The sequence below is a fragment of the Psychrobacter sp. 1U1 genome (assembly GCF_051847535.1).
GTDB lineage: Bacteria > Pseudomonadota > Gammaproteobacteria > Pseudomonadales > Moraxellaceae > Psychrobacter > Psychrobacter saeujeotis.
On the sequence record NZ_JBPYDD010000005.1, the window covers coordinates 95,226 to 110,172 of the forward strand.

Consider the following 14,947-nt stretch of genomic DNA (forward strand, 5'->3'; position numbering starts at 1 on the left):
GTTGTGATATTTGACGACTTATAGTCTGAAAAATTGTCCGAGCACGTTATTTTATAGCGTTATAATAAAACCTTTGTATTAACGTTCTAGTACACTGAAACATATTTTAAGGTAAGTCTTGTTTAAGGTCAATAACTAGCGTTGATTTGCACGTATTTATATAGTCAATCCACTAAAAATAAGTACTGTGTTACTGAGATGAATGTTTTGCAGCATTGAACAATCGAACAGTGACAAAGGCGCACAGTAAGGGCGATTTATATCAAGACGTGTTATGAAAACTTCGTTACTTAATTTTCCACAGTCATCATCCACCTGCCCATCTTAATAGAACGTAACTTACAACAATGTCTCTATAAAACTATTCACACTTTGGACTAGAAACGTTTTATATTACTGATTAGGTCTTTTACGATAACTGAAACAGGGATGCTGACGATGTTACAGACAATAGTGAAACAAGCACCAAAACAGACAATAAAAGTCTTAGCTATAGCCATGATGGTTGCAGGTGTAACCGCATGTAATGATGACGATAGCGAGACGAACATTACCCCTGTCATCACATACGGGGAGTATGGTACCGAGACTGCACTGACCTTAGCGCGTGACTATTCAGGGCGTTATATGGGGTCGAGTACCGAGCTTGCTGCTGCTCAATATATGAAACAGCGCATGACCTTTGGTACTAATGGCGATGAAGTGATACTAGAGCCTTTTACTTTTGTCGCGTCTCGTGGGCCATTTGCTGAGCAAGCGATTGCCAGTCAAAATGTGGTTGTCACTCATGAGGGCACAAAAAATACCGGACGTACTTTATACGTAGGCGCTCACTATGATTCAGCGACGCAGTATCCCAACTATATCGATCTTGAAGGATTAGACGACAATGCCTCAGGCTCTGGCGTACTAAGTGAACTAGTCTATCATTTTAACGGAGTCAATACCGCAGATACGATTAAATTTATAGCGTTTGGCTCTGAAGAAGGTGGCCTGCAAGGCTCTAAAGCATTTGTCGCAAGCTTAAGCCAAGATGAGATTGACAATGCTATTGGTATGATTAATTTGGATAGCTTGCTCACAGGCGATAATATGTATGCTAACGCTGGGGACAATAGTTATGACGATGATGGCAATGAGATTGCAGCCAATGTCAAATTACGTGAAGCGGCGCTGCGTATTGCAAACGAGCTTAATCTTGGCTTGCAAGTAAACCCAGCGATCATTCCTCCGGGCGAAACCGAGCCTTATAAGCCACTTGGCGTAGGCTGTTGTAGCGATCAAGAATCGTTCGACAGTATTATGCCTGTAGTCGCTTTTGAGGCAACCAACTGGAGCTTAGGCCCAGATTTTGATGGCTATACGCAAACGGACAACCCTGATATTCCAGATGGCTATTCGTGGCACAACCCCGATGTGGACAACGAAGCGGTATTGACAGAGGCTTTGGGCGAAGAGCGTATCAAGCAGCGTATGAGCGCGTTTGCTCGGATTGTCACTGAGCTTATCGCAGAACAAGTACAAGCTGAGTCTATTAGATAGATTAGAGCCGTAGGGTGGCGTTAGACTTGTTAAATTCTCGTAGAGAATAAAAACAAGAAGTAACCCGCTATTGAAAGCAGAAGATCATTCGGTGGGTTACGCGTTCGCTAACCCACCCTACGCCACACTTAAAAATTAATCGAAAGCAACATATCTAACCTTATTAACCCTTCAAAACCATTCCTTTCTCCCACACCCCCATTGAATTAAAGCCCCGCATCGGCAACAATAGCTGCTACTAACAATCTCCATAATAAAAAGGACACTCAATGAAACTGCGCATTCTAAAGTCTGCTGTGACCAACCCTTGGTTTAACCTCGCGACCGAAGATTGGATATTTAATACGCTGAACCCCGACTCGCACACGCTATTTTTATGGCGCAATAGCGAGACCGTGGTCATTGGGCGCTCACAAAATCCATGGGTAGAATGCAAAATTGATAAGATGGAAGCCGACGAGGTGTTTCTAGCACGGCGTCAAAGTGGCGGCGGCGCGGTGTTTCATGACTTGGGTAATACCAACTTTACCTTTTTATCGCCCAAAGACGACTACGATCAAGAAGCGAACTTTACCATCATTATTAACGCGCTAAAAAAATTGGGCATAGACGCTGAATTGTCTGGTCGTAACGATATGCAAGTCGGTGATAAAAAGATATCAGGCAGCGCCTTTAAACATGCGGCGGATCGTAGCTTTCATCATGGCACATTACTGGTCAATGCTAACATGCAAAAGCTCAGCGATTATCTCAATCCGCATCCGCTCAAGCTCAAAGCCAAAGGCATCAAATCTGTCCGTGCGCGCGTCGCTAACCTGAAAGAGTTTAATACAGACATCAATCATGAGACCTTATCCGAGGCGATTATCGAGGCGTTTTACGAATATTATAATGATACCGCGCCAGTAGAAGAGCTGGATGAAGCCAGTCTCGCTAAGCAGCCTAACCTGAACAAATACTATCAGCAAATGGCAGATTGGGATTGGCGCTTTGGTAAGACGCCTGAATTTACTCATCACATCGAGACGCGCTTTGATTGGGGCATTATTGATTTGCACCTTGATGTCAAGCACGCAGTCATTAGCGAGGTGGTCATCTTCTCTGATGCACTAAACGTTGAATTAATTGATCTATTAAAAGAGACGCTAACTGATATCAAATATGATAGACACGAGATTAAAGCTAAGTTTGATGAATTAAGCAAAGCGCATCCTGAATTGGCAGCGCAAGTTGATGATGTGTCTGTGTGGTTGACTAGTGAGATTGAGGGTTAGATACCTGCTTATTATTAACGTTGATAAAATATCTACACTCTTCCTGTAATTAATGCTTTAGGCGCTTTTTAAACTATGTCTAAACTAAATATGCTACCTGTACCACAAAATTAAATAAACTTAAGTTTGCTATCTTGTAATTTTACTATTTATAATGTCCTGCAAATAATAGACTCAAGTTAAGGGTCTACACTTTAGGCATTTAAGCAAGGTAGCACTATGGCAGCCTATATCACCGTCGGCGCAAAGACCCATCTCCGGCTCACCGCACACCACTCATAACGGCATTCCTGTCGCGCGTAAAGGCGATAAAGTCATCTGTAAAAAATGCAAAAAGGTCACTACTATTCTGACAGGTGATCCCACCTTTATCGTCGATGGTGCTCCTATCGCACGCGGTGGTGATGTCACTAGCTGCGGCGCGAAGCTGATTGCGATTCAGCAGTCATTTGCGGAGTCGGATTTTGAGGTAGAGGGCGTTGAGCAGCCTGAGCCTTTGGTGTTTCCTAAGTCGGCTATGAGTAATTCATTTGTAGATGATAATGAGGAAGAACTCGAAGAAATTCACTTCGCTATTGAAGTAATTGAGTTCAACCATAAAGAAGATTCAATAAGTAATTATGGTTCAGAAGGTAACCCTAGCAATATTGCAGTCGATGAATACAATAATGATGGAGATTATTTAGGTAGCTATAATCTAGCAGATAAACCTAGTGATCTATTGGTTTCTGATTCAACTTGGTATAAAGAAAAAGGTATTGGAAATCAGCTCTCTGCTCTTGCGTCAGATTCATATAACGAAGCTGTTGATACTGTAACTTCATATTGGGGTGGCACTAAAAAGAAAGGGAAAGAGTTTGGTGAAAACACGGTCAATGTTGCCAAGCATACTAAAAATGCTATGATTATAAACCTTGGCGTTATAGAAGCTGGATTAAAGGATTTTCCTCAAAGAACTAAGGCCTCAGCAGCAACTGCCATGTTGCGATTTGGCCAAAGATCAAACGTAGATTTTGTGTACATATCAGGTGGCGGCGGCGTTAAGCATTTTGGCATTGATATGGGAATGTCTGTAAATGTTCATAACGGGAAAGTATATGAGCCCGTAATCGCAAATGCCAACGTTAATACCAATAAAGCACCTTCTATTAGTGTTCAGGTAGGGGTTGGACGTATCATAAGTAGTAATATTAAAGGTAATGCTAGCGCTACTGATACTATATTATCAGGTCAAGGGCATTCATATTCCATCGAAGTTGGTCCAGCGACTACTGCTATTGAAACCACTCACGATGGTAAAACTGTAGCAGGAAGTGGTGGTTTTGGTAAAAGTTGGACTGTTAAAGCTTCCAATGGCGGTTCTTCTGTTGGTGCTAGTAAAGGTTCTACAAATATGGAATTGGCAAAGGGTATGAAGTATAACGCTGCAAAAAATAGAATAGAATATACAGGAAAGTAATCAGTGAGAATAAGAGGTAAAGAATATAAGCTATCTGATATTTCACTTATTGCTTTCGTTGTTATTTTATTTGTATGGACTATAGACTCAGAGCCAGACAAAGAACTTGAAATATATCAACAAGAATTGACTGAAAAGGAAAGTTGGTTGATATCTGAACTGAATAATATCGCAGATTTTTTAAACTCTGATGAAAGTGATTATGACTATACCAACCGCGAAGTTTGGTTTTATTCTTGGTATTATGGCTATAGTTTTGATAAAGATAGACTATTGAGATTAGAGCATAATCTTCTCAAAAGAGGTTGGATAGATGTGACGGACAGTATTGGCAACGATAACCATATAGCTTTAACCGTAGGAAAATCTAAAGAAACAGCTAAAAATATGCGCATTTTATGTAATGACAAAGCAACTACTCTTCTATATATGACCGACATGCAAAAGGATGTCGAATATAGTTCTACTGGAGTTCGAACGTTAGTAGAACTACTATATGACTATAGTTTGCCTTGCTATGACCTAAATGAAGAAAAATATGATAGTCGTAGTGGTATAGAGTCGGATAATTGATATTATTTTCTAAAACTTAATAGTTATAAGAGTCAACGAAAGGAATTATAATGTATCAAAAAAAAATCTATACCTTAACCCAATCTATATTGCTAGCGACAATACTATCCAGTAGTTTAATGACTTCTGCTTGTTCAGCGGAGTCTTCAAATACACCTATATTATCTAATCAAAGCACCCCTGCTGAAATATACAAACTTGGGCTAGCCTATTACGAAGGTGACTCAGTCCCTGAAGATGATGACAAAGCTTTTGAATTATTTCAAAAAGCCGCTGATCAAGGCTATGCACCTGCTAAACATTATCTAGGTATTATGTATTATGAAGGTTTGGGCGTAGATCAAAATTATCAAAAAGCATTTGAATGGATTAAACAAGCCGCCAACCAAGGATATGCTAATGCACAATTTGATCTTGGCGTTATATATCATGAAGGTATTGCTGTTAAACAAGATGAGATAAAGAAACTTGAATGGTTTCAACAAGCCGCTAACCAAGGATATACTGATGCTCAATTCAATCTCGGGATTATGTATCATGAGAGTATTGGTATTGAGCAAGATTATCAAAAAGCAATGCAGTGGTATCTATTAGCAGCTAACAATGGATCTTTTGACGCTCAAAATAATATTGGTAATTTTTATGAAAACGGTTATGGTGTGACGCAAGACTATGACAAAGCTTTTGAGTGGTATACCAAAGCGGCTGACCAAGGGTTAGATGTGGCACAACTTAATATTGGTGGTCTCTACGAGAATGGCTATGGCGTAACGCAAGACTACGACGAAGCTTTCGAATGGTACAAAAAAGCGGCTGATCAAGGCAATCAAGAAGCAAGTAATCGCATTGGTAGATTGGTCATGAATGGTAAAATCGACGATACTGGCATCACTATATACAGCACTCAAGAAACTGGTCTCACATTAGGTGATATTGAAGCACCTTTGTAGAATTAAATAGAGCCACAATTTACGAAGTAAAAAACGGTAGGAAATCTCTCCCCTACCGTTTCATTATTACTACTATGTTTTAAAACCTAAAACCCTAAATCGCCGCCGCAACCTCAGCCCCATCACGAATCGCACGTTTGGCATCTAATTCAGCTGCTAGCTTTGCGCCGCCGATGAGGTGATACTGTGCATCTGGCGCATCACCGACATTGGGCATCAGCTCTACCACGGACTCTTGACCGGCACAGACTACCACACTATCGACACGCAGCAGCTGGCTTTGACCTTGGTTATTGGTTATCCAAATACCTTCATTGGTGATTTTTTCGTACTGTGCGCCTGATACTTGGATGACGCCATGCGACTTGACATGAGCGCGGTGTACCCAGCCAGTGGTTTTGTTAAGGCTGCGACCCAAGCGTCCTTTAGTGCGCTGCATAAGGTACACTTGGCGAATAGGCGTGATGCCTTCAGGTTTGAGCAAGCCACCTTCAGTTTGATAATCAGGGCTATTCGTAACGCCCCACTCTTCACGCCACTCTTCAACCGACTGCGCCTTTGGACGATAGCTTGGATCCTTGAGCGTTTTAGGCCCCAACTCATCGAGTGGCTGACCATGATTGGCCGTTAGGTATTCGCTGACATCAAAGCCAATACCGCCAGCGCCAATGACTGCGACCGTATCACCGACTGATTTTTCACCCGATAACAATTCTGCATAGCTCATCACTTGTGGCAAATCAGCGCCTTCGAGCTTACCTGCTAAGCTTCTTGGCACCACGCCAGTGGCAACGATGACATGATGGAATTTGGCTTTTTCAAGCATTGCCTTATCGACTTTGGTATTAAGCTGAATCTTAACGCCTAAATGCTCAAGCTCATTGATATAGTAGCGGATGGTCTCAAAGAATTCTTCTTTGCCTGGGATGACTTTGGCGTAGTTAAACTGCCCGCCCAAGATATCTTTGGCTTCAAATAAAGTGACATCATGACCACGAAGGGCGGCAACATGAGCCGCTGACATGCCAGCGACACCGCCGCCAATGACCGCGACTTTTTGCGGTTTTTTGGTTTTTTTATAGACCAGCTCGGTCTCATGACAAGCTTGCGGATTGACCAGACAAGTTGAGCGTTTGTTTTCAAACGTATGATCGAGACAAGCTTGGTTACAGGCGATACAAGTGTTGATACGCTCAGCTTCGCCATTTTTAGCTTTATTGACCCAGTTGGCATCGGCGAGGAATGGACGTGCCATTTGAATCAAGTCGGCCTGACCGCTAGCGACGATGGCTTCGGCAGTATCTGGCATATTAATCCGGTTGGCCGCCATCATCGGGATACTGATGTGTTTTTTAATCTCGCTTGTAAAGTCAACAAAGGCAGCACGTGGGACGCTTGTCACGATCGTTGGGACACGCGCTTCATGCCAGCCGATACCGGTATTCATGATAGTCACGCCTGCTTCTTCTAGCGCTTTAGCCACAGTGATGACCTCATCCATGACGTTGCCGTCTTTGACTAAGTCAATCACTGACAAACGAAATAGAATAATAAAATCTTCACCAGCCGCCGCGCGGACAGCCTTAACCACATCAACTGCAAACTTCATACGATTTTGAATATCACCGCCATATTCGTCCTTACGTTTATTCACATGACGCGATAAAAACTGATTAAGCAAATAACCTTCAGAGCCCATGATTTCGACACCATCATAGCCTGCTTGCTTGGCAAGTTTTGCACAGCGTGCATAGTCCTTCACCGTCTGCTCGATATTTTTAATGCTCATTTTACGCGGTTTAAAAGGAGTGATTGGCGACTTAATAGGACTTGATGACACGATAAATGGATGATAACCGTAGCGACCACTGTGCAGGATTTGCATGATGATTTTGCTGTCATATTTATGCGCCGCGCGAGTGACTCGCTGATGGTTAATAACGTCAGCTCTCGTATTCATGGTGCCGCCAGCAGGCAACAACCACCCTTCACGATTGGGCGAGATACCGCCCGTAATCATCATCGCCACGCCGCCCTTTGCGCGCTCCGCAAAATACGCCGCCAGTTTACCGTAGTTATAAAAGCGATCTTCAAGTCCTGTGTGCATTGAGCCCATAACCACACGGTTTTTAAGGGTAGTAAAGCCCAAATCTAATGGCTCAAACAAGTGCGGATAATGCTCAGATGCATTGGCGGTATCCGTCGCCATGTCAGTGCTCGCAATACGATCAGAGGTCTTAGTATTTGAGTCTACTGGGCTTACGCTATTAGGGCTGGCGCTCATATCATCGTCCTTATGAATTAATGGGTTATATTTTTATCACTTACTCACAATAATCTGATGACATCGGCAGTCTAATTCTCCATACGGTAGCACAGCCTACTTTCGGCGTTCTTGTATTCATATCATTGAGTATGGGGTATATTAGGCTTAAGAATGACGAATATTTAATGATGCAGTGTTAATTCTATCGTAACACACCGCCATTATTATCAGCTACGCAGACAAGCGACTGACGAGTGAACACTATGTTTACAACATTATATTCATCATACCATTGGCAGTGGCTTTTACTTATGCCACGTAGTTAAGTAAAGGCCACAAAACAAGCTCGCTTTCTAATTACAGTTGTCTATAATAAAAGAACTGATTGTTAATAAAGATAGCCATTAACATGCAAAATCCAATATAAAAAACCGCTAAACCCATAATATGATAAAGATAAAGGACTATCCCTATGACCGACTTTCACACGGGTCTTGGCAAAAATGCAGCCAACTATCAACCGCTTACTCCAATTGATTTTATTATCCGTAGTGCACAGGTCTATCCTGACAAGACTGCCATCATTTATGACGATCTAGAGCACAATGACCTCACCCAAACGTGGCAGCAAACTTACGATCGTTGCAGGCAACTGGCAGATGGTTTGCGTAAGCTTGGTATCGATAAGAATGATACGGTCGCGGTTATGATACCGAATACCCCAGCGATGGTCGAGTGTGCCTTTGGTGTACCGATGTCAGGTGGCGTACTTTGTACGCTAAATACGCGTCTCGATATCAATGCTTTGACTTTTTGTCTACAGCATTCAGAAGCCAAAGTCTTAATTTTAGACAGTGAGTTTGCTGAACATGCTGAGATTATCGATGAAACTTTTCCAAACTTGATCGTCATTCATGCAACAGACGCTGCAGTCGATGTAGAGCGTTTTGGCAAGATGAGCTATGAGGAGCTGATTTCCAGTTCAGACAGCTTAGACAATTGGGAAAAGCCAGCAGACGAATGGGAAGCTATTGCGCTCAATTATACTTCCGGCACCACAGGCAAACCTAAAGGCGTGGTTTATCATCATCGCGGTGCCACACTCAATGCCGTCTCCAACATTTTAGATTGGGATATGCCCAAGCACCCAATGTACTTATGGACGCTGCCGCTGTTTCACTGTAACGGCTGGTGTTTTCCGTGGACTATCGCTGAGCGTGCTGGCGTCAACGTCTGCTTACGTAAAATTGATGCCGACTTAATTTTGCAGCTGATTGCTAAGCATAAAGTCACCCATTATTGCTCAGCGCCTGTGGTGCATAATATGATTGCAAGCGGTAAGCCTGAGTATAAAGAAGCAATTAAACATGAAGTTAAGGGCTGGGTCGCTGGTGCGCCGCCGTCTGAAACCATGCTGGCAGCTATGGAGGCCATGGGCTTTCATATCTCGCATGTATATGGGCTTACAGAAGTCTATGGACCTGTTACTGTCTGCGCTGAACAAGAAGAATGGGATGAGCTTGATGTCGCCGCCCGTGCGCAGAAAAAATCGCGTCAAGGCGTAACTTCACATTTGATGACTGGATTTGAGCTGTTTAAGCAAGGTACCACGGAACCGGTTGCCGCTGATGGTGAAGAAATGGGTGAGCTAGCACTGCGTGGCAATATGGTAATGAAAGGCTATCTGAAGAGTCGAAAAGCGACCGAAGAAGCGTTTGCTGATGGCTGGTTCCGTACGGGTGATTTGGGAGTCAAGTATCCTGATGGCTATATCAAAATCATGGATAGGCTCAAAGATATCATTATCTCAGGCGGTGAGAATATCTCTAGTATCGAAGTCGAAAACGTTCTATATAAATTGCCTTCGATTCAAAGCTGTGCAGTAGTCGCTGCCCCGCATGATAAATGGGGCGAAGTGCCAGTGGCATTTATCGAGATTCATGAAGACAGCACCTTGCAGCGCGATACGGTTATGGAGCACTGCAAGCAACATTTAGCCGGTTTTAAAGTCCCTAAATACATTATCTTTGCCGAAATTCCAAAAACCAGTACCGGTAAAGTGCAAAAGTTTGAGCTGCGTCAAGCGGCCATCTCACTTGCCCATGAGACGCCAAAAGTAACGTCTAGTGCAAAATAGCGTTTAAATCTGAGTGACGAGCGCTTGTATACTGAAGCTTAAAACACAAAAAAGGCTTAGTCTATTCTCTTAGACTGAGCCTTTTTTTATTTTAGACTTCTTTTTTACTAACCAATCTTGTCATCAGCCAAGCCTGTGTTCATTAAGCTTACGTTAATTAAGCCTAGGCTCAAGCCACTGAAAAGCAAGCATACCTGTTATCATCGCTGGAATAAATACATAGGCCTGCCATTGTCCAGTGCCAAGCAGCACAATACCTGGCCCCGGGCAAATACCAACCAATCCCCAGCCGATACCAAATAGCATCGCACCGATTAACAATTTTTTTGTGATGACTGTTTTGTTTGGCATATCAATTGCGGTGCCAATCCAGCTGCTCTTTTGCCGTCTGGCTAACTGTACGCCAACGATGGCAACTGCTAGGCCGCCGCCCATCACTAGGGCTAAAGAAATATCCCAAGCACCAAAAACGTCCAAAAAGCCTTGTACTTTAACAGGATCGGTCATACCTGATATCAGCAGCCCAAACCCGAATAATAATCCAGCCAGTAATCCAATTATATTTTTTAGCATTATTATATCTCGCTATCATCTTTTATTAAAAGTATCGAACGCCGTCTATGCAATACGCTATCTAAGCCATTTTGCATTTATAGTAACCCTAGTACATGATGACCGATATAGACGGTCACGATACCAAAGAGCATAAAGGTCACTGTCGCTGCTATAGAGCGCGGTGACATACGCGCATTGCCGCAGATGCCATGACCACTTGTGCAACCTGAACCTAAGCGCGTACCAAAGCCGACTAGCAACCCTGCTGCAATCAGCAGCGGTAAAGAGGTGCTGACTTCTATGTCAGGCAAAGGTCTGAACGCACTATAGAGTAAAGGCGAGATGATTAGACCAGCAATAAATAGAACTTGCCACATCTCCACGCGCTTGGGTTTTAGCAAACTTGAAAAGATGCCACTAATGCCAGCAATACGCCCAATACCCAGCAGCAAGATGACAGTCGCCACTCCTAGCATCAAACCACCTACTAAGGATATGGGCGTAAATGCTTGCCAGTCCACTTGTATACTCATAACGGTTTACTCACTAGTTTTATTAATTATTTAATAAATAATCTATTTATTAAAATATATTATATTATAAAATATAATAAAAAGCCAAAAAATACTGAGCACAAAGTCTCAGTATTTTTTGGCCAAAAGCCGCTTAGTAGATACAGATATTATTTAGCTAATACTTTATCAAGTACTGACTCAAAACGTTGTACCGCACCGTCAATATCCGTTAATTTATCTAAACCGAATAAACCTAAGCGGAAGGTTTTAAAGCTATCAGGCTCACCCACTTTTAATGGTACGCCAGAGGCGATTTGCATGCCAGCTTCAACAAAAGCGCTACCTTTGTGCATATCGTCACGTTCAGTATAAGAAACGACGACACCTGGGGCTTTAAAGCCATCGGCTGCGACGCTCTCAATCCCTTTATCTTCTAGTACTTTACGGACGCGTTTGCCTAATTCCCACTGCGCATCACACAGTTTATCAAAACCAATCTCTTTCGCTTCGTTAATCGTATCGCGGAACTGACGCAAGCTATCTGTTGGCATTGTAGCATGATACGCATGACCGCCATTCTCATAAGCACGCATGATATTTAACCACTGCTTTAAGTCAAGGCTAAAGCTGTTTGATTCGGTGTTATCTACTTGTTTGACAGCAGCATCGCTTAACATAACCAGTCCAGCACAAGGGGTGCTGCTCCAACCTTTTTGCGGTGCGCTGATAAGCACATCAATACCCAAGTCTTTCATATCCAACCAGACACAACCTGAAGCGATACAGTCAATTACTAGTAAGCCGCCAACGCTATGAGTCGCCTCTGCTAGTGCTTTGATATAGTCTTCTGGCAAGATGATACCGGCTGATGTCTCGACATGCGGAGCAAAAACGATCGCTGGTTTTTGTTCTTTAATATTAGCAACGGCAGTTTCGATATCGACGGGTACAAACGGTTTTGGGGCATCGGTATCTTTGGTGCGATCAGCGGTTAAGACCGTAGACGACTTAGCAATATTGCCTTTTTCTAAAATTTGCGTCCAGCGATAGCTAAACCAACCGTTACGGATGATTAGACAGTCTTGATCTTTTGCTAGCTGCACGGCGACTGCTTCCATGCCATAAGTACCAGATCCTGGAACAATGGCGACGGCATCAGCGTTGTAGACTGATTTGAGCTCGCTAGATAGGTCATTCATTACTTGCTGAAAGACTTTTGACATATGATTGAGGGCGCGATCAGTATAGACCACTGAATACTCTAATAAACCTTCTGGGTCGATATCTTGACGTAATGCGGTCATGGGACACTCCTTGTTTGTTGTTAGACTATGTAGGTGTTATTAATTTTTGATTATAAAAAAGCTTGGTTATAGCAAGTTTTTGCTACTAAACTTGGGTACTGATACGATTATCTAGGCAACAGTACCAAACAATGAACACCGAGTAATAATAGAGGGTATGACATAGGATTGACGATATAGCGCTTTATCCTAGCGCTATTGCCGTTGTTGGTTATGTTTTTTATAGCTTAGATTTTATAACTTAGGTTCTGTAACCCTTAGGTGATATCTGCGCCATTGTTGATGCTACGCGGCGGTAGGCGGGTCAAAATGGTCACTGACAATTTAGCATGGCAACATGCAGTAAATTGCAAGAAGCGCAGTAATACTACTGTCGATGATCGCCACATTGTTATCACCTAGTGCATATATGACAGCTTGATAGTAGCACTGATAATGACGGTTGACAACGGTTTGTTGGCGTCATAATAGCGCCTATACAATCGATAACTTATTAACAACCAAAAGACAATTATTAACGCTTACGGTAAGCGTCGTGCAGGCCCGATACGACAAACTCAAGCAATTCACTATCGCCTTCACGAGCCGCTTTACGCATAAGCTTTGATGGTGCATGCGTGAGCGTTTGGGTAAGACGCCGTGATAGCTCAGTGATGACATCTTCAGCGCTCGCTTCTCCTTGCTCAAGTTTTGCAATAGACTCATGCAGAAGTTTGTCGACTTGGGTATGCGTCGACATACGATAGCGCTGAATATCTTTTCCTACTTGCTTGACTTGAAAGCTGCGCTCCATCTCTACGACCAATTGACTCACTAGCAGCTCAGCATCGACGGCGGCTTGCCTGCGCTGCTCGATATTGCCTGCGATTACATGCTGCAAGTCGTCGACAGAATACAAATAAACATCGTCAATACGACTAATCGTTGAGTCGATATCACGCGGTACGGCCAAGTCAATCATTAGTATGGGCCGATAGCGGCGACGTTTTAGCGCTTGCATGGTCATGGGTTTATCAATCAATAAATCCATGCTACCGCTGCAGCTACTTACAACATCGGCCTCTGCCAGTACTTGTGGCAAATCTTGTAAGGATCTAACCTCCACACTGCGGTTAGAATGACGCAGCTCTGCCGCTAGCGCTTCTGCGCGCTCAGGATTGCGATTGCAGATGATAATTCGCCCTACTCCAAGCCCTGCAATATGAGTTGCGACCAAGCGGTTCATCTCACCTGCTGCAACCACTAATAAAGTACGGCTAGGTAAATCGTCAAATATTTGGGTGACCAATTTGGCTGCTGCAAATCCGAGCGAGACAGCCTGAGCGCCAACTTGGGTTTCATTACGCACACGCTTGGCGGCTGCAAAAACTTGATCGACAATCCAGCCTAACTGGTTACTGAGTGCTTTTTCATCCTGCGCAAGATGCACGGCTCGCTTGATTTGACCTAAGATTTGCGGCTCACCGAGTATCATAGAGTCAAGACCCGCTGCCACTCGCAGCCAATGAGTAAGCGCATGCGTATCGCGATGTACGTAAAGATAAGCATCAATGTCATTCAATGGCACCTGCTTAAAGTTAGCAAGCCATGTTTTGATCTGCAGGATATGAGCGTTAATAGATGACGAAGAAGCGTTGGTGCTGGCAATAGAATCATTACCAAGCGCACTGTTATTGGGAGTTTGAGAGGCTGATAATTGAGGAACTAGCGCATAGATTTCAGTACGGTTACAAGTTGAGACAATCACACTTCCATCAGTAAAGACCTCTAATTGCTCAAGGGCGATGGTCACATCATCACCCACGAACGCCAAGCGCTCACGTAGAGCGACTGGTGCGGTTTTATGATTGACCCCAATGACCACTAATCTCATTATCGATAGACCATAGACATAACGCTCACCGACCTAATCTATCACTATAGTGTGCCCAAGGTATGTTGCAGCATACTACAGTCAATGATTAGCTGGTGCATAGACGTGACGTTATTGATTTGAATAGGTTATATAGCAGATACTATAAATATAAAACCGCTTATTATATCATTGTTACCGATTTTATTTAACACCTGCTCATTTGCGCTAGCTATTCGCTTGTATCTGGGCGCATGACTAACAAATCAACCGCTATATATGCTTTTACTAAATATTATTGCTAGATATGAAGAGTATGACCTTTCACTATCGTCAAACTATAATTAAAAACAAATATGCTATGATTGACACAGTTATTATTAAAATCGTTTATCTGGTTTTTTTATTTTTTGCGCATATTGCTCACTTTAACACATCGATAGTAGTGGTTATTTCTCATCGTATTCTGTTAATCTCTGCTTTGTCTATTAGGTAACACGAGTACTATTGTTTAGTCTCT

Annotated in this window: 12 protein-coding genes and 1 pseudogene; 7 read left to right on the plus strand and 6 right to left on the minus strand. The window is 43.0% G+C overall.

The annotated features are described in order from the left end of the window. The first annotated feature begins 438 nt into the window (after positions 1 to 438). The 6 genes and pseudogenes from ACS8FB_RS08955 to ACS8FB_RS08980 all read left to right on the plus strand — a co-directional run bounded on the left by ACS8FB_RS08955 (position 439) and on the right by ACS8FB_RS08980 (position 5,798). Positions 439 to 1,542: a M28 family peptidase gene (locus ACS8FB_RS08955; RefSeq protein ID WP_439262272.1), complete on the plus strand. Its 1,104-nt coding sequence runs from the start codon at positions 439 to 441 to the stop codon at positions 1,540 to 1,542. A 269-nt stretch (positions 1,543 to 1,811) separates the two neighbouring features. Next, positions 1,812 to 2,816 carry a lipoate--protein ligase gene (locus ACS8FB_RS08960; RefSeq protein WP_439262274.1) on the plus strand — a complete coding sequence of 335 codons (1,005 nt, stop codon included), beginning with the start codon at positions 1,812 to 1,814 and terminating at the stop codon, positions 2,814 to 2,816. 253 nt (positions 2,817 to 3,069) lie between these two features. Next, positions 3,070 to 3,240, plus strand: a pseudogene (locus ACS8FB_RS08965) (PAAR domain-containing protein); the annotation flags it as partial. Between the two features lie 93 nt (positions 3,241 to 3,333). Beyond that, entirely contained in the window at positions 3,334 to 4,275 is a 942-nt protein-coding gene (locus ACS8FB_RS08970) for a hypothetical protein (RefSeq protein ID WP_439262275.1), read from the plus strand. A 3-nt stretch (positions 4,276 to 4,278) separates the two neighbouring features. Further along, the gene (locus ACS8FB_RS08975; RefSeq protein ID WP_439262277.1) at positions 4,279 to 4,848 is read left to right on the plus strand and encodes a hypothetical protein; all 570 of its coding nucleotides are present in this window, start codon (positions 4,279 to 4,281) and stop codon (positions 4,846 to 4,848) included. A 50-nt stretch (positions 4,849 to 4,898) separates the two neighbouring features. After that, positions 4,899 to 5,798 carry a tetratricopeptide repeat protein gene (locus ACS8FB_RS08980; protein WP_439262279.1) on the plus strand — a complete coding sequence of 300 codons (900 nt, stop codon included), beginning with the start codon at positions 4,899 to 4,901 and terminating at the stop codon, positions 5,796 to 5,798. A gap of 94 nt (positions 5,799 to 5,892) precedes the next feature. Here ACS8FB_RS08980 and ACS8FB_RS08985 read toward each other — a convergent pair whose 3' ends face one another. Beyond that, a complete protein-coding gene (locus ACS8FB_RS08985) occupies positions 5,893 to 8,007 on the minus strand; it encodes a 2,4-dienoyl-CoA reductase FMN-binding domain-containing protein (RefSeq protein WP_439262606.1) in 2,115 nt (704 codons plus the stop codon). Between the two features lie 529 nt (positions 8,008 to 8,536). On the opposite strand from ACS8FB_RS08985, the gene ACS8FB_RS08990 reads away from it, so the two are divergent. Beyond that, positions 8,537 to 10,201 carry an AMP-binding protein gene (locus tag ACS8FB_RS08990; RefSeq protein ID WP_439262281.1) on the plus strand — a complete coding sequence of 555 codons (1,665 nt, stop codon included), beginning with the start codon at positions 8,537 to 8,539 and terminating at the stop codon, positions 10,199 to 10,201. Between the two features lie 153 nt (positions 10,202 to 10,354). Here ACS8FB_RS08990 and ACS8FB_RS08995 read toward each other — a convergent pair whose 3' ends face one another. From ACS8FB_RS08995 to hemA, 5 genes are all read right to left on the minus strand, one after another. Continuing rightward, positions 10,355 to 10,774: a DUF6691 family protein gene (locus ACS8FB_RS08995; RefSeq protein WP_075103374.1), complete on the minus strand. Its 420-nt coding sequence runs from the start codon at positions 10,772 to 10,774 to the stop codon at positions 10,355 to 10,357. Positions 10,775 to 10,851: 77 nt separating this feature from the next. After that, positions 10,852 to 11,289, minus strand: a complete 438-nt coding sequence (locus ACS8FB_RS09000) for a YeeE/YedE family protein (protein ID WP_439262283.1) — start codon at positions 11,287 to 11,289, stop codon at positions 10,852 to 10,854. Positions 11,290 to 11,438: 149 nt separating this feature from the next. Beyond that, positions 11,439 to 12,575: an aminotransferase class V-fold PLP-dependent enzyme gene (locus tag ACS8FB_RS09005; RefSeq protein ID WP_439262285.1), complete on the minus strand. Its 1,137-nt coding sequence runs from the start codon at positions 12,573 to 12,575 to the stop codon at positions 11,439 to 11,441. A gap of 257 nt (positions 12,576 to 12,832) precedes the next feature. Further along, positions 12,833 to 12,964, minus strand: coding sequence for a hypothetical protein (locus ACS8FB_RS09010; RefSeq protein WP_439262287.1), 132 nt, complete (start codon positions 12,962 to 12,964; stop codon positions 12,833 to 12,835). Positions 12,965 to 13,089: 125 nt separating this feature from the next. After that, positions 13,090 to 14,448 (minus strand): glutamyl-tRNA reductase, encoded by a 1,359-nt coding sequence (gene hemA, locus ACS8FB_RS09015; protein ID WP_439262288.1) that lies wholly within the window; start codon positions 14,446 to 14,448, stop codon positions 13,090 to 13,092. Positions 14,449 to 14,947: the final 499 nt, after the last annotated feature.